This window comes from Pseudomonas karstica (assembly GCF_009707515.1).
In the GTDB taxonomy this organism is placed as follows: domain Bacteria; phylum Pseudomonadota; class Gammaproteobacteria; order Pseudomonadales; family Pseudomonadaceae; genus Aquipseudomonas; species Aquipseudomonas karstica.
Window position 1 is genome coordinate 36,530 of sequence record NZ_WLYI01000018.1, and the last position, 14,037, is coordinate 50,566.

General features: G+C 58.0%; 15 protein-coding genes. 2 read left to right on the top strand and 13 right to left on the bottom strand.

The features are described from left to right. Positions 1-293 precede the first annotated feature (293 nt). Complete coding sequence (locus tag GIR22_RS14310) at positions 294-503, top strand: cold-shock protein (protein WP_002554837.1); 210 nt, start codon at positions 294-296, stop codon at positions 501-503. Between the two features lie 174 nt (positions 504-677). Here GIR22_RS14310 and rpoS read toward each other — a convergent pair whose 3' ends face one another. The 8 genes from rpoS to GIR22_RS14350 all read right to left on the bottom strand — a co-directional run bounded on the left by rpoS (position 678) and on the right by GIR22_RS14350 (position 7,874). Then, positions 678-1,685, bottom strand: a complete 1,008-nt coding sequence (rpoS, locus tag GIR22_RS14315; protein WP_154743963.1) for an RNA polymerase sigma factor RpoS — start codon at positions 1,683-1,685, stop codon at positions 678-680. A gap of 105 nt (positions 1,686-1,790) precedes the next feature. Continuing rightward, on the bottom strand, positions 1,791-2,627 hold the full coding sequence (locus tag GIR22_RS14320) for a peptidoglycan DD-metalloendopeptidase family protein (RefSeq protein WP_178122252.1): 837 nt from the start codon (positions 2,625-2,627) through the stop codon (positions 1,791-1,793). 199 nt (positions 2,628-2,826) lie between these two features. Next, positions 2,827-3,462 carry a protein-L-isoaspartate(D-aspartate) O-methyltransferase gene (locus GIR22_RS14325; RefSeq protein WP_178122260.1) on the bottom strand — a complete coding sequence of 212 codons (636 nt, stop codon included), beginning with the start codon at positions 3,460-3,462 and terminating at the stop codon, positions 2,827-2,829. Positions 3,463-3,503: 41 nt separating this feature from the next. After that, positions 3,504-4,253 carry a 5'/3'-nucleotidase SurE gene (surE, locus tag GIR22_RS14330; protein ID WP_154743965.1) on the bottom strand — a complete coding sequence of 250 codons (750 nt, stop codon included), beginning with the start codon at positions 4,251-4,253 and terminating at the stop codon, positions 3,504-3,506. Then, positions 4,241-5,299 carry a tRNA pseudouridine(13) synthase TruD gene (truD, locus tag GIR22_RS14335; protein ID WP_154743966.1) on the bottom strand — a complete coding sequence of 353 codons (1,059 nt, stop codon included), beginning with the start codon at positions 5,297-5,299 and terminating at the stop codon, positions 4,241-4,243. Before truD ends, surE begins: the two co-directional genes overlap by 13 nt. Continuing rightward, positions 5,296-5,769, bottom strand: a complete 474-nt coding sequence (gene ispF / locus GIR22_RS14340) for a 2-C-methyl-D-erythritol 2,4-cyclodiphosphate synthase (protein WP_154743967.1) — start codon at positions 5,767-5,769, stop codon at positions 5,296-5,298. Before ispF ends, truD begins: the two co-directional genes overlap by 4 nt. A 54-nt stretch (positions 5,770-5,823) precedes the next feature. Next, the gene (fghA, locus tag GIR22_RS14345) at positions 5,824-6,669 is read right to left on the bottom strand and encodes an S-formylglutathione hydrolase (protein ID WP_154743968.1); all 846 of its coding nucleotides are present in this window, start codon (positions 6,667-6,669) and stop codon (positions 5,824-5,826) included. 92 nt (positions 6,670-6,761) lie between these two features. Further along, complete coding sequence (locus GIR22_RS14350; RefSeq protein ID WP_154743969.1) at positions 6,762-7,874, bottom strand: S-(hydroxymethyl)glutathione dehydrogenase/class III alcohol dehydrogenase; 1,113 nt, start codon at positions 7,872-7,874, stop codon at positions 6,762-6,764. 107 nt (positions 7,875-7,981) lie between these two features. Here GIR22_RS14350 and GIR22_RS14355 point away from each other — a divergent pair, with 107 nt between their 5' ends. Beyond that, complete coding sequence (locus GIR22_RS14355; protein ID WP_154743970.1) at positions 7,982-8,884, top strand: LysR substrate-binding domain-containing protein; 903 nt, start codon at positions 7,982-7,984, stop codon at positions 8,882-8,884. A 32-nt stretch (positions 8,885-8,916) separates the two neighbouring features. Here GIR22_RS14355 and ispD read toward each other — a convergent pair whose 3' ends face one another. From ispD to pyrG, 5 genes are all read right to left on the bottom strand, one after another. Then, positions 8,917-9,624 (bottom strand): 2-C-methyl-D-erythritol 4-phosphate cytidylyltransferase, encoded by a 708-nt coding sequence (gene ispD, locus GIR22_RS14360; protein WP_154743971.1) that lies wholly within the window; start codon positions 9,622-9,624, stop codon positions 8,917-8,919. Beyond that, positions 9,621-9,899: a cell division protein FtsB gene (gene ftsB / locus GIR22_RS14365; protein ID WP_154743972.1), complete on the bottom strand. Its 279-nt coding sequence runs from the start codon at positions 9,897-9,899 to the stop codon at positions 9,621-9,623. The genes ispD and ftsB overlap by 4 nt, the downstream gene beginning before the upstream one ends. Positions 9,900-10,071: 172 nt before the next feature. Continuing rightward, on the bottom strand, positions 10,072-11,361 hold the full coding sequence (eno, locus tag GIR22_RS14370) for a phosphopyruvate hydratase (RefSeq protein ID WP_154743973.1): 1,290 nt from the start codon (positions 11,359-11,361) through the stop codon (positions 10,072-10,074). Positions 11,362-11,518: 157 nt separating this feature from the next. Beyond that, positions 11,519-12,364 carry a 3-deoxy-8-phosphooctulonate synthase gene (gene kdsA / locus GIR22_RS14375; RefSeq protein WP_154743974.1) on the bottom strand — a complete coding sequence of 282 codons (846 nt, stop codon included), beginning with the start codon at positions 12,362-12,364 and terminating at the stop codon, positions 11,519-11,521. Between the two features lie 5 nt (positions 12,365-12,369). Further along, a complete protein-coding gene (gene pyrG / locus GIR22_RS14380) occupies positions 12,370-14,001 on the bottom strand; it encodes a CTP synthase (protein ID WP_154743975.1) in 1,632 nt (543 codons plus the stop codon). Between the last annotated feature and the right edge of the window lie 36 nt (positions 14,002-14,037).

Sequence of the window (14,037 nt, forward strand, 5' to 3'; positions counted from 1 at the left end):
TTCTTGATACCATGCCGCCCACACTGTGTGGAGCGCACCTTTAATTACTGGCTCCCGATGCGGTATCAGGTTGCCGTCAGTCACGAAAATAGAGAAACCTTCGGAAATATCATTGGCACGTCCCGGAAAAAGGGTTAAGGTGGCGCCACTGTGCTGCTTGTGTCACTGAGAATCTCTACACGATATGTTGAATTTCGATCCAACCATCTCCAAGAATTTTTCCTGCTCTTTGCACTCAGTCTCGGCCAGGGCTTTTCCTGAGTCGCAGTTAACTTTGTCCAAGGAGTTACACCATGTCTAATCGCCAAACTGGTACCGTTAAGTGGTTCAACGATGAAAAAGGCTTCGGCTTCATCACTCCACAATCCGGTGACGACCTGTTCGTTCACTTCAAAGCTATCCAATCCGACGGCTTCAAAAGCCTGAAAGAAGGCCAACAGGTTTCTTTCATCGCTACCCGCGGTCAGAAAGGCATGCAAGCTGAAGAAGTTCAAGTTATCTAACTTGTACTGATCCAGTCAAAAAACCCCGCCCTTAAAAGCGGGGTTTTTTAATGCCTGCGGTTTGGGAAATAGCCAGATGAAATACCGTGGTATCGTTCCCACGCCCTGCGTGGAAACGATAGGCTCACAGCAAAGCGCCCGTACCAGGCGCCTTCATAGCTGCGTTATAGATCGTTACTGAAACAACGACTCACTCGACAAGCCATTCTTCTCCAGGATCTCGCGCAAGCGCTTGAGCCCCTCTACCTGGATCTGCCGCACACGCTCACGGGTCAGGCCGATTTCCAGGCCGACATCCTCAAGGGTGCTACTTTCATGGCCACGCAGTCCGAAGCGGCGTATCACTACCTCACGCTGCTTGTCCGTCAGTTCTGAAAGCCATTGATCGATGCTTTGGGACAAGTCGACGTCCTGCAACAGCTCACAAGGGTCCGTAGTACGATCATCAGTCAGAGTATCCAGCAGGGTTTTATCCGAATCAGGACCCAGCGAGACGTCGACCGAAGACACCCGCTCATTGAGACCAAGCATGCGCTTGACCTCTCCTACCGGTTTTTCCAGCAGGTTGGCGATCTCTTCAGGCGAAGGTTCATGATCGAGTTTCTGTGTCAGCTCACGCGCCGCCCGCAGGTAGACGTTGAGCTCCTTGACCACATGGATTGGCAACCGGATCGTACGGGTCTGATTCATGATCGCCCGTTCGATGGTCTGACGAATCCACCAGGTAGCATAAGTCGAAAAGCGGAACCCCCGTTCCGGGTCGAACTTCTCCACCGCACGGATCAAGCCGAGATTGCCTTCCTCGATCAGGTCCAACAGGGACAGCCCACGATTGACGTAGCGCCGGGCGATTTTCACCACCAGCCGCAAGTTACTTTCAATCATGCGCTTGCGCCCGGCCGGATCACCCTTTTGCGACAAGCGAGCAAAATGGACTTCTTCTTCGGGAGTCAGTAATGGAGAGAAACCGATTTCATTGAGGTACAACTGGGTCACATCGAGCGCCCGCGTGTAATCAATGTATTTATGCTGTTTTAACGCAGTGGAGTTCTTGGATTTGGTACGAACTGAAGGTGTAGCAGGTCCTTCATTATTCGACATCGAGTCCATACCGACACCGGTCTCCATAAGGAGAACCTCATCGTCGATGTCAAACTCCGGCGCTTCTTTACTGAGAGCCATTGTTATAGTCCTTTGGTGAGTTCGACCTCAAGCTCAAGCGGCGCCTTTATCCTTGGCAACGCTGGAGCCTGTTCCTTCTACGTGAGGGAACAGGCTGGAAACATTTCAACGCCGGGGAAGGAATTGCAGTGGATCAACGGGTTTACCTTGGCGGCGAATCTCAAAGTGAAGCTTCACCCGGTCTGTACCAGTCGACCCCATTTCGGCAATTGTCTGTCCGACTTTGACCTGCTGCCCCTCCCGAACCAACAGCCTGCGGTTATGACCGTAGGCACTGACGTAGGTATCGCTGTGCTTGATGATGATCAGCTCGCCGTAGCCCCGCAAACCACTCCCGGCGTACACCACTGTCCCATTAGACGCAGCTAAAACAGGCTGTCCCAAATCTCCGGCGATATCAATGCCTTTATTCAAACTACCGTTTGAAGAGAATTTCCCAATAAGAATGCCATTTGAAGGCCACCCCCAACCCTTGGGTGCAGGCCCCGCAGGCGGCAGGGGCGCAGGTGCCGGCTTGCTCACGCGCGCAGGCGCGGCGCTGCCAGCAGGCCGGGTAATGAGGGTGGTTTTGCTCGAAGAAGACGGTGAAGAACCCGAATACTTGACGATCGCCGTCGGTGCTGAGCCGCTACGCCCATCGAAGCGAATGGTCTGCCCCGGATGGATCGTATAAGGCACAGGAATGTTGTTACGCGCCGCCAGTGCCTTGTAATCCCAGCCATAACGAAAGGCAATCGAGAACAATGTATCGCCCTTGCGCACCACATATTGCCCCGTGGTGACTGTCGGCCTTTTGGGTGCCGCATTATTGCGATCAACCACTCGCGCGCCGCCGCCGGGCGAGCTGGAGCAAGCCGTCAATAAGGAACCCAAGACAAGGCCAATCACCAGTCGCTGAATGCTTGTTTTACTCATACGCTGTGCAATGACCGTGAGACTCACCCGCCGCTCCCTTTGTGGTGGCTGAACATGAACGCCTGGATCAGGCTTGAAATATGTTGCAAGTATAACGGGCAGTCAGGCTTTTACCGGAAACACGACCCTCATCGTGCTTAACCGCCCTTATCAAAGATGTTGACTCAATAGACTTCGCTGTAAGACACATACCCGGCAATAGAATTCAGTACACGCCAATAAATGATCAGGCCAGCGGGCCATTAAGTAGCGGGACGAAACGCACAGCACCCAATACATGCCGAGAGAAGCCTTCTTCTTCGCGAATGATCAACATCAACTGTTGTACCTCACCGGCCCCTACTGGAATCACCAGGCGCCCGCCCAGTGCAAGCTGATCCAACAGCGCCTGAGGTACATCGGTCGCAACAGCGGTCACGATAATACCGTTGTAAGGCGCCAATGCCGGCCAGCCTTCCCAACCATCGCCCCAGCGGAATACCACATTACGCAGGTTCAACTCCACCAAGCGTTCCTTGGCCCGGTCTTGCAATACCTTGATCCGCTCCACCGAGAACACCCGCTCTACCAGTTGCGAGAGCACGGCAGTCTGGTAACCGGAGCCGGTGCCAATTTCCAGCACCTTGTCCAGAGGACCAGCCGCCAGCAGCAACTCGCTCATCCGTGCCACCATATAAGGCTGGGAAATGGTCTGGTTGTGGCCGATCGGCAAGGCCGTGTCTTCATAAGCTCGGTGCGCCAGGGCTTCATCGACAAACAGATGCCGTGGAGTACGCCGAATGACTTCCAACACCTGGGCGTTGGACAAGCCCTCTTCGTAAAGTCGTTGAATCAAACGCTCGCGGGTGCGTTGGGAGGTCATCCCGATGCCCCGGCGCAGCAGGTCGTCTTGTTCACGAGCCATCAGCGCAGCCCCTCCAGCCAGCCATCGAGACCACTGAAGGCATCACTGAAGGTGCGATCAAGTTGCAACGGAGTAATCGAAACATAACCTTGCATCACCGCATGAAAGTCAGTGCCCTCGCCACCGTCTTCGGCGTCGCCCGCCGCCGCGATCCAATAGCCTTCCTTGCCACGGGGATCGACCACCTTCAGCGGAGCGGCAGCACGAGCGCGATGACCCAGGCGGGTCAGTTGGATCCCGCGAATATGATCCAGGGGCAGGTTGGGAATATTGACGTTGAGCACCGTTCGCGGCGCCAGGTCCAGGAATTCATGGGCCTGTACCAGCTTGCGGGCGAAATAGGCCGCCGTCGGCAGGTTGTCCAGTTGACGGGAGGCAAGCGAAAAGGCGAACGAGGTTCGCCCCAGGAATCGGCCCTCGAGAGCTGCCGCTACCGTGCCGGAATACAACACATCATCCCCCAGGTTGGCGCCCAGGTTGATACCGGAAACCACAAGATCCGGCTCATGCTCCAGCAGGCTGTTAATCGCCAGGTGCACGCAATCGGTTGGGGTGCCATTCAGGCTGATAAAGCCGTTGGCCAAAGTCTGCGGATGCAGCGGACGGTCGAGCGTCAGCGAACTGCTTGCGCCACTTTTGTCCTGGTCCGGGGCAATTACCACGCACTCGGCGTAATCCGCCAGCGCAGCATAAAGCGCGGCAAGACCGGGGGCGGTGACCCCGTCGTCGTTTGATATCAGAATACGCATGGGCTGTCCGTCTGCCCCACCGGCACCAGATCTACAAGCTCGCGCACCAAGACAGTGGCGAAGCATCCGGCCGGCAGGACGAATTCCAATTGCAGAATGTCCAGCGAGGGATAATGCCACGTCAACCCGCTAATGGGCAGTCGCAGAATGCGACGTTCGTGGCTCATGCCGGCATTGACCAGCCAATCTCGCAGGTCCACTTCACTGGCGGCGACCGCCTGCTCCAAAGCCTGTGTGGCCCCCGAGGTCGGAGAATCGCCTTCCCCCCACTGCGGGCCAGTAGGATGCAAATCCAGGATAGCCAATCGCGGGTCGCTGCACTCAGCCTCCCCCGCCGGAAAAAAGCTGCGACTGTCGGTAAACGCCAACAAATCGCCGACCTGGGCGCGTTGCCAGGAGCCGTCCGCCACCCGGGCCGCCAGGACCTTGTTGAACAGCAAGCTACGGGCGGTGGACAGCAGACGCGAACGCACGTTGCGCTGCTCTGGCAAGGCCTTGCGGGCTGCCCAGTCACGGGCATCGATGACATTACCGCCGTTGTGGCCGAAACGCTGGGCACCGAAATAGTTGGGGATGCCCTGTTTGGCAATCAGTTGCAGGCGAGCCTCGATGGCGGCGGTGTTCCCGGCAAACTGGGTCAGACGCAGGGTGAAACCGTTGGCCGAATGCGCGCCACGTTGCAGCTTGCGCTTATGACGGACGACTTTCAGAATCTTCAGGGTGTCGTTTTGCGCAGCACTCAGGTCAGGATCGGCCTTGCCCGGCAATTGCACACTGAACCACTGACGGGTCAGCGCCTGGCGATCCTTGAGCCCGGCATAGCTGACGGTGCGCAACGGCACACCGGCGGCCTTGGCGATACGCCGCGCCGCCTCTTCGGTGTTCAGGCCGCGCTTCTCCACCCATAGCCACAGATGCTCACCTTCGCCGGACAACGGAATATCCAGAACCTCGTCAACCTGGAAATCTTCGGCCGTGGCCTTGAGTACCGCGCTGCCCAAAGCATCGCCATAGGCACGTGGGCCCAACAGTTGCAGATCATTCATGCGCGCAGCAACAAAGCAACGGAGTGCACGGCAATACCCTCTTCGCGACCGGCAAATCCGAGCTTTTCGGTGGTGGTAGCTTTTACGTTCACTTGATCCAACTCAATTTGAAGATCCGCAGCGATCAGCCCGCGCATCGATTCGATATGCGGGGCCATTTTCGGTGCCTGGGCCACGATGGTGTTATCGACATTGGCGATTTTCCAGCCCTTGGCATGGATCAGTCCGACCACATGACGCAGCAACACACGACTGTCCGCGCCCTTGAAGGTAGGGTCGGTGTCCGGAAAGTGCTTGCCGATATCACCCAGCGCCGCCGCGCCGAGCAAGGCATCGCTCAAGGCATGCAAGACAACGTCGCCGTCGGAATGAGCCAGCAACCCATGGTGATGCGCGATCCGCACGCCACCCAGGGTGATGAAATCGCCTTCAGCGAAACGGTGCACATCGTAGCCGTGGCCAATACGCATAAAAAAACGCCCCGATTTAATTCAGGGCGTGATTCTACCTACTTTTGCCGGACATTAACCGAGCAAAGCGCGTCCATGATGTCGCAAATGATCTTCGATGAAGCTGGCGATAAAGAAGTAGCTGTGGTCATAGCCCGGTTGCAGGCGCAGTTCGAGCGGATGGTCGGCCGCCTTAGCGGCTTGCCTCAGGGCCTCAGGCTTGAGTTGCACCGCAAGGAAATCGTCGCGGTCGCCCTGATCCACCAACAACGGCAGCTTTTCCGAGGCTTCGCTGATCAGCACGCAGGCATCCCATTCACGCCACTTCGAGCGCTCTTCGCCCAGGTAGCCGGAGAAGGCTTTCTGACCCCACGGGCAATCCATCGGGTTGTTGATCGGCGAAAACGCTGACACCGACTGGTAGCGCCCAGGGTTGCGCAAGGCGCACACCAACGCACCGTGGCCGCCCATGGAGTGGCCGCTGATACCGCGTTTATCCGATGCCGGGAAATGTGCCTCAACCAACGCCGGCAATTCCTGCACCACGTAGTCATGCATCCGATAGTGCTTGGCCCAGGGTTCCTGGGTGGCATTCAGATAGAAGCCGGCGCCCAGGCCGAAGTCATAGGCATTTTCCGGGTCATCCGATACACCCGGCCCACGGGGACTGGTGTCCGGCGCCACGATGATCAGCCCCAGCTCAGCAGCGATACGCTGCGCGCCAGCCTTCTGCATGAAGTTCTCGTCGGTACAGGTCAGCCCCGACAGCCAGTACACCACCGGCAGCTTACCGCCCTGCTCCGCTTGCGGCGGCAGGTATACGGCAAACGTCATGTCACAGCCCAAGGTATCGGAGTGGTGCTTATAGCGTTTATGCCAACCGCCAAAACTCTTCTGGCAGGAAATATTTTCCAGGGTCATGGGAATGCTCCCAGCTACACGCTGCAAGCTACAAGCGACAAGAGTGGAATGCGCATCCTCTTGCCGCTTGTAGCTTGCAACTTGCCGCTGCTTCAAAAATGAATGACGGTACGAATGCTCTTGCCTTCATGCATCAGGTCAAACGCCTTGTTGATATCTTCCAGGCCCATGGTGTGGGTGATGAAAGTATCCAGCGGAATTTCTCCGGTTTGGGCCATTTCCACGTAGCTTGGCAACTCGCTGCGACCACGCACGCCACCGAACGCCGAACCGCGCCAGACGCGGCCGGTGACCAGTTGGAACGGACGGGTAGAGATTTCCTGTCCGGCACCGGCGACGCCGATGATCACCGACTCGCCCCAGCCTTTGTGGCAGCACTCGAGCGCTGCACGCATCAGTTGGACGTTACCGATGCACTCAAAGGAAAAGTCCACACCGCCATCGGTCAGATCAACGATCACGTCCTGGATCGGGCGATCGTAGTCTTTCGGATTGATGCAGTCGGTAGCCCCCAACTGCCTGGCGATCTCGAACTTGGCCGGGTTGATGTCGATCGCAATAATGCGCCCTGCCTTGGCTTTCACCGCACCGATCACTGCCGACAAGCCGATGCCACCCAGGCCGAAGATCGCCACGGTATCTCCCGGCTTGACCTTGGCGGTGTTGATCACCGCACCGATGCCGGTGGTGACGCCACAACCCAGCAAGCAGACTTTTTCCAGCGGCGCCTCTTTAGGAATCTTGGCCACGGAGATTTCCGGCAGCACGGTGTACTCGGAGAAGGTCGACGTACCCATGTAATGGAAAATCGGCTGGCCCTTGTAGGAAAAGCGAGTAGTGCCGTCTGGCATCAGGCCCTTGCCCTGGGTGGCGCGAATGGCCTGGCAGAGGTTGGTCTTGCCTGACAGGCAGAATTTGCACTTGCCGCATTCCGGGGTGTACAGCGGGATTACATGGTCGCCCACAGCCACCGAAGTCACGCCTTCGCCAATGGCCTCAACCACCGCCCCGCCTTCATGGCCGAGGATCGACGGAAAGATGCCTTCCGGGTCCGCACCCGACAACGTGTAGGCATCGGTATGACATACGCCGGAGGCAACCACCCGCAACAACACCTCTCCGGCCTTCGGCAGGGCGACGTCCACTTCAACGATTTCGAGAGGTTTCTTGGCCTCAAAGGCTACGGCAGCGCGGGACTTGATCATCCGGTTTCTCCATGGAGTAAAAACTAAGACCGGGAGTGTAAAACATGCCTGTTTGATTAATAATCCAGCGAAAAGCAAAACTTTATTGCCATACAGGGATAATCATCATGCTGGAGAGCCGCTGGGAAGGCATCGATGAATTCGTCGCCGTCGCCGAGTGCAGTCAATTTACCGCGGCCGCCGAGCGCCTCGGCGTCTCTTCATCCCATATCAGCCGCCAGGTGGCGCGCCTGGAAGAGCGACTGCAAACCCGCTTGCTGTATCGCAGTACTCGGCGCGTAACCCTGACCGAGGCCGGCCAGACTTTTCTCCAGCACTGCCAGCGCTTGCAGGATGGCCGCGAAGAAGCCCTGCGAGCAGTGGGCGATCTCACGAGTGAGCCCAAAGGCATGCTGCGCATGACCTGCGCGGTGGCCTATGGTGAACGCTTTATCGTGCCACTGGTGACGCGCTTCATGGGCCTTTACCCGCAACTGCGGGTGGACATCGAGCTGACCAACCGCCAACTGGACCTGGTCCATGAAGGCCTGGACCTGGCCATTCGCCTGGGCCGACTGCAAGACTCACGGATGGTCGCCAGCCGCCTGGCACCCCGACGCATGTACCTGTGTGCGTCACCCTCTTACCTTGAACGGTATGGTCGACCACATAGCTTGTCGGAGTTGAGTCGGCATAACTGCCTGATCGGCAGCTCGGACATCTGGCAGTTGGCTCAGGATGGGCGGGAGTTTTCCCAACGGGTGCAAGGAAACTGGCGCTGCAACAGTGGGCAGGCAGTATTGGATGCGGCGCTGCAAGGGGTGGGGTTGTGCCAACTGCCGGATTATTACGCGCTGGAACATTTGCACAGCGGGGCGCTGGTGTCGCTGCTTGAAGCGCATCAGCCACCGAACACGGCTGTTTGGGCGCTGTATCCACAGCAACGGCATTTATCGCCGAAAGTCAGGAAGTTGGTGGACTTTTTGAAGGATGGGTTAGCCGAACGGCCAGAGTACGAGACAGCGGGCTGATCGTTCCCACGCTCTGCGTGGGAGTGCAGCGGTTACCTGCGGTTCGTCCACCGCAACCTGAGCCATTCAAGGTCTTCAGGCCGGGTCACCTTGATATTGTCCGATCGCCCCTCGATCAGGCGTGGCGCCTGGCCAGACCACTCCATGGCGGAAGCTTCATCGGTGATCAGCACATCGGCCACCAGGCTGTCGGCCAACGCTCGATGCAAAGCGCCCAGACGGAACATCTGTGGGGTATAGGCCTGCCAGATCAGGCTGCGATCGACGGTCTCGACCACTCGTCCGCGCTTGTCGGCCCGCTTGAGGGTGTCCCGGGCCGGAACAGCCAGCAAACCACCCACCGGGTCATCCGCCAGTTCCGCCAGTAACGTGTCCAGGTCATCGCGACTCAGGTTGGGTCGTGCCGCATCGTGCACCAGCACCCAGTCTTCGTCACTCGCGCCCTGCTGATGCAAGTGCAGCAGTGCACTGAGTACTGAGCCAGAACGCTCGTCGCCACCGCTCACCCGCTGGATACGCGGATCGCCAGCACACTCCAGGGTCGGCCAATAGGGATCATCAACGGCAAGACTGACCACCAACCCCTTGAGGCTGGGGTGGTCGAGAAAACAGCCAAGGCTGTGTTCAAGAATAGTGCGCCCGCCCAGTTGCAGGTATTGCTTGGGACGGTCTGCCGCCATGCGGGCACCCACGCCCGCAGCAGGAATCACGGCCCAGAAGGCCGGCAAGCTGCTGCTCATTGGGCCAACTGGTAGAGGGTTTCACCCTCCTTGACCATGCCCAACTCATGACGAGCCCGCTCTTCCACGGTCTCCGTGCCCTTTTTCAGCTCAAGCACTTCGGCATAGAGCACGTGGTTGCGCTCCAGCAGACGCTCGTTTTCAGCGTGCTGCTCGGCAATTTGCTGGGTCAGGTCCTTCACCTGCGCCAGGCTGCCACTTCCCACCCATAGGCGGTACTGCAGGCCAGCCAGCAGCAAGAGCAAGACGAGGAACAACCAATTGGGACTGCGCATCGAATATCGGGTATCCAGTGAAAAAAGACAGCCGTGCAAAGACTTTTGCAGCAACTGATAGCACGAAGCCTGGAAAAACCAGGCTTGTGCTTGATAGGCATCAGATTAGTGCGAAAATTCACCTTCCAGTGATTTTTCCGACACAGAATGCTGACTTTTTACCATTTAACGATCAGCCGCGAAACTCACTGCGACCGTTGTATGTGGCTTTACCGCCCAATTGCTCTTCGATACGCAGCAATTGGTTGTACTTGGACACCCGGTCGGAGCGACACAGGGAACCGGTCTTGATCTGGCCCGCCGACGTACCCACGGCCAGATCGGCAATGGTGGAGTCTTCGGTTTCGCCGGAGCGGTGGGAGATCACGGCGGTGTAGCCCGCAGCCTTGGCCATCTGGATGGCCTCCAGGGTTTCGGTCAGGGTACCGATCTGGTTGAACTTGATCAGGATCGAGTTGGCGATCTTTTTATCGATGCCTTCTTTCAGGATCTTGGTGTTGGTCACGAACAGGTCGTCGCCTACCAATTGGACCTTCTCGCCGATCTTGTCGGTGAGGATTTTCCAACCGTCCCAGTCGGACTCGTCCAGGCCATCTTCAATGGAGATGATCGGGTAGCGCTCGCTCAAGCCTTTGAGGTAGTCAGCAAAACCTTCGGCGGTGAACACTTGCCCTTCGCCGGACAGGTTGTACTTGCCATCTTCGTAGAATTCGCTGGCCGCGCAGTCCAGGGCCAGGGTCACGTCGGTGCCCAGCTTGTAGCCAGCGTTGGCCACCGCTTCGGAGATGACTTTCAGTGCATCTTCGTTGGACGCCAGGTTCGGTGCGAAACCACCTTCGTCACCGACCGCAGTGCTCAGGCCACGAGCCTTCAGTACGGCTTTGAGGTGATGGAAAATCTCGGTACCCATGCGCAGGCCTTCAGAGAAGGTCTTGGCGCCAACGGGCTGCACCATGAATTCCTGGATGTCGACGTTGTTATCGGCGTGCTCGCCGCCGTTGATGATATTCATCATCGGAACTGGCATCGAGTAGACACCCGGCGTGCCGTTCAGGTTGGCAATGTGCGCATACAGCGGCAGGTCCTGGTCCTGTGCAGCAGCCTTGGCAGCAGCCAAGGACACAGCGAGGATGGCGTTGGCGCCCAGGCTACCTTTGTTTTCAGTACCATCGAGCTTGATCATCGCGTGATCGAGGGCTTTCTGGTCCAGGGGATCCTTGCCCAGCAGCAGGTCACGGATTGGACCGTTGATGTTGGCTACAGCCTTGAGTACGCCCTTGCCCAAGTAACGGCTCTTGTCGCCATCACGCAACTCCAGCGCTTCGCGCGAACCGGTGGAAGCACCGGACGGCGCGCAGGCGCTGCCGATGATGCCGTTATCGAGAAGCACGTCGGCTTCGACGGTGGGGTTGCCACGGGAGTCGAGAACTTCACGACCTTTGATGTCGACGATTTTTGCCATTGTTGTAAACACTCCAAAGTTGACGAAAACGACGCAGCTGTAGGAAATTTTTTGACCGACCGCAAGGGTGGAACAACGGGGCAGGCTTGCAGGCGACAAGGCTCAGGCCCGAGGGCCTGAGCATTTAGCGTGGGATACTTTACCGGAGAAACGGCGGTTACGCGGTCTCTACCGTCGGAAAACTCTTGACCAGTTCGTCCAATTGCTTGAGCTGGGCCAGAAATGGCTCCAGCTTGTCCAGGCGCAAGGCGCATGGACCGTCGCATTTGGCGTTGTCCGGATCCGGGTGAGCTTCCAGGAACAGGCCGGCCAGGGATTGGCTGATGCCGGCCTTGGCCAAGTCAGTGACCTGGGCACGGCGGCCGCCAGCGGAATCGGAGCGACCACCGGGCATTTGCAGCGCGTGGGTCACGTCGAAGAACACCGGGTATTCGAACTGTTTCATGATGCCAAAACCGAGCATGTCCACCACCAGGTTGTTGTAGCCGAAGCTCGAACCACGCTCGCAGAGGATCAACTGGTCGTTACCCGCTTCCACGCACTTGCTCAGGATATGTTTCATTTCCTGGGGTGCGAGGAACTGGGCTTTCTTGATGTTGATCACTGCGCCGGTCTTGGCCATGGCGACCACGAGGTCGGTCTGGCGCGACAGGAAAGCCGGCAACTGGATAATGTCGCACACCTCGGCGACCACACTCGCCTGTTCAGGCTCGTGGACGTCGGTGATGATCGGCACGCCGAAGGCTTGCTTGATGTCCTGGAAGATCCGCATGCCTTCTTCAAGGCCCGGGCCACGATAGGAAGTCACAGACGAACGGTTGGCCTTGTCGAAGCTGGCCTTGAACACGTAAGGGATACCCAATTTCTGGGTGACCCGTACGTACTCTTCACAGACCTGCATCGCCATGTCACGGCTTTCCAGCACGTTCATGCCGCCAAACAGCACCATGGGCTTGTCGTTGGCAATCTCGATGTTGCCTACGCGAATGATCTTCTGGGCCATCAGGTTTACGCCTTCTTCTGATGTTGCGTCAGTGCCGCTTTGACGAAACCGCTGAACAACGGGTGACCATCGCGCGGAGTCGAGGTGAACTCAGGGTGGAACTGACACGCGACGAACCATGGATGATCCGGCGACTCGACCACTTCAACCAACGCGCCATCACCGGAGCGACCGGAGATTTTCAGGCCGGCTTCCATCAGTTGTGGCAGCAGGTTGTTGTTCACTTCGTAGCGATGACGGTGACGCTCGACGATCACGTCCTTGCCATAGCAATCATGCACCAGGGAACCCGATTCCAGCAGGCAATCCTGCGCACCAAGGCGCATGGTGCCACCCAGGTCGGAAGTTTCGGTACGGGTTTCAACGGCGCCGGTGGCATCTTCCCACTCGGTGATCAGGCCCACGACCGGATGGCCGCTGGTATGGTCGAACTCGGTGGAGTTGGCGTCTTTCCAGCCCAGCACGTTACGGGCGAACTCGATGACCGCCACTTGCATGCCCAGGCAGATACCCAGGTATGGCACCTTGTTTTCACGGGCGTACTGCACGGCAGTAATCTTGCCTTCCACGCCACGCAGGCCGAAACCGCCCGGAACCAGGATCGCATCAACGCCTTCGAGCAGCGCGGTGCCCTGGTTCTCGATGTCTTCGGAGTCGATGTAGCGCAGGTTGACCTTGGTGCGGTTGCTGATGCCGGCGTGACTCATCGCTTCGATCAGCGACTTGTAGGCATCCAGCAGCTCCATGTACTTGCCGACCATGGCGATGGTGACTTCATGCTCAGGGTTGAGCTTGGCGTCGACTACCGCTTCCCACTCGGACAAATCGGCACCGCCGCACTGCAGGCCGAAACGCTCGACGACAAAATCATCCAGGCCCTGGGAGTGCAGGATGCCCGGGATCTTGTAGATGGTGTCGGCGTCTTCCAGGGCAATCACCGCACGCTCTTCAACGTTGGTGAACTGGGCGATCTTGCGACGCGAGGAGATATCGATAGGGTGATCGGAACGGCACACCAGCACATCCGGCTGCAGGCCGATGGAACGCAGTTCCTTGACCGAGTGCTGGGTAGGCTTGGTTTTGGTTTCGCCCGCGGTGGCGATGTACGGCACCAGGGTCAGGTGCATCAACATCGCGCGCTTGGCGCCGACTTCGAAGCGCAACTGACGGATGGCTTCAAGGAACGGTTGGGACTCGATGTCACCCACGGTGCCACCAATCTCGACCATGGCCACGTCGGCATCGCCGGCACCCTTGATGATCCGGCGCTTGATCTCGTCGGTGATGTGCGGGATCACCTGGATGGTTGCACCCAGGTAGTCACCACGACGCTCCTTGCGCAGCACGTGCTCGTAGACACGGCCAGTGGTGAAGTTGTTGTTCTGGGTCATGGTCGTGCGGATGAACCGCTCGTAGTGGCCCAGGTCCAGGTCGGTCTCGGCGCCGTCGTGAGTGACGAACACTTCACCGTGCTGGAACGGGCTCATGGTGCCCGGGTCAACGTTGATGTACGGGTCCAGCTTGAGCATGGTGACCTTAAGTCCCCGCGCCTCCAGGATGGCCGCCAATGAAGCGGAGGCAATGCCTTTCCCCAATGAAGAAACAACACCGCCCGTGACGAATATGTAGCGCGTCATGAAAAACCCTAGAAGTCTGCGTTAAAGCGGTCCGAG

Bases quoted from the DNA above. Each gene is read 5' to 3' on its own strand.
- GIR22_RS14310 (WP_002554837.1), top strand. From the start codon at position 294: ATGTCTAATCGCCAAACTGGTACCGTTAAGTGGTTCAACGATGAAAAA.
- rpoS (WP_154743963.1), bottom strand. From the start codon at position 1,685: ATGGCTCTCAGTAAAGAAGCGCCGGAGTTTGACATCGACGATGAGGTT.
- GIR22_RS14325 (WP_178122260.1), bottom strand. From the start codon at position 3,462: ATGACCTCCCAACGCACCCGCGAGCGTTTGATTCAACGACTTTACGAA.
- surE (WP_154743965.1), bottom strand. From the start codon at position 4,253: ATGCGTATTCTGATATCAAACGACGACGGGGTCACCGCCCCCGGTCTT.
- truD (WP_154743966.1), bottom strand. From the start codon at position 5,299: ATGAATGATCTGCAACTGTTGGGCCCACGTGCCTATGGCGATGCTTTG.
- ispF (WP_154743967.1), bottom strand. From the start codon at position 5,769: ATGCGTATTGGCCACGGCTACGATGTGCACCGTTTCGCTGAAGGCGAT.
- fghA (WP_154743968.1), bottom strand. From the start codon at position 6,669: ATGACCCTGGAAAATATTTCCTGCCAGAAGAGTTTTGGCGGTTGGCAT.
- GIR22_RS14350 (WP_154743969.1), bottom strand. From the start codon at position 7,874: ATGATCAAGTCCCGCGCTGCCGTAGCCTTTGAGGCCAAGAAACCTCTC.
- GIR22_RS14355 (WP_154743970.1), top strand. From the start codon at position 7,982: ATGCTGGAGAGCCGCTGGGAAGGCATCGATGAATTCGTCGCCGTCGCC.
- ispD (WP_154743971.1), bottom strand. From the start codon at position 9,624: ATGAGCAGCAGCTTGCCGGCCTTCTGGGCCGTGATTCCTGCTGCGGGC.
- ftsB (WP_154743972.1), bottom strand. From the start codon at position 9,899: ATGCGCAGTCCCAATTGGTTGTTCCTCGTCTTGCTCTTGCTGCTGGCT.
- eno (WP_154743973.1), bottom strand. From the start codon at position 11,361: ATGGCAAAAATCGTCGACATCAAAGGTCGTGAAGTTCTCGACTCCCGT.
- kdsA (WP_154743974.1), bottom strand. From the start codon at position 12,364: ATGGCCCAGAAGATCATTCGCGTAGGCAACATCGAGATTGCCAACGAC.
- pyrG (WP_154743975.1), bottom strand. From the start codon at position 14,001: ATGACGCGCTACATATTCGTCACGGGCGGTGTTGTTTCTTCATTGGGG.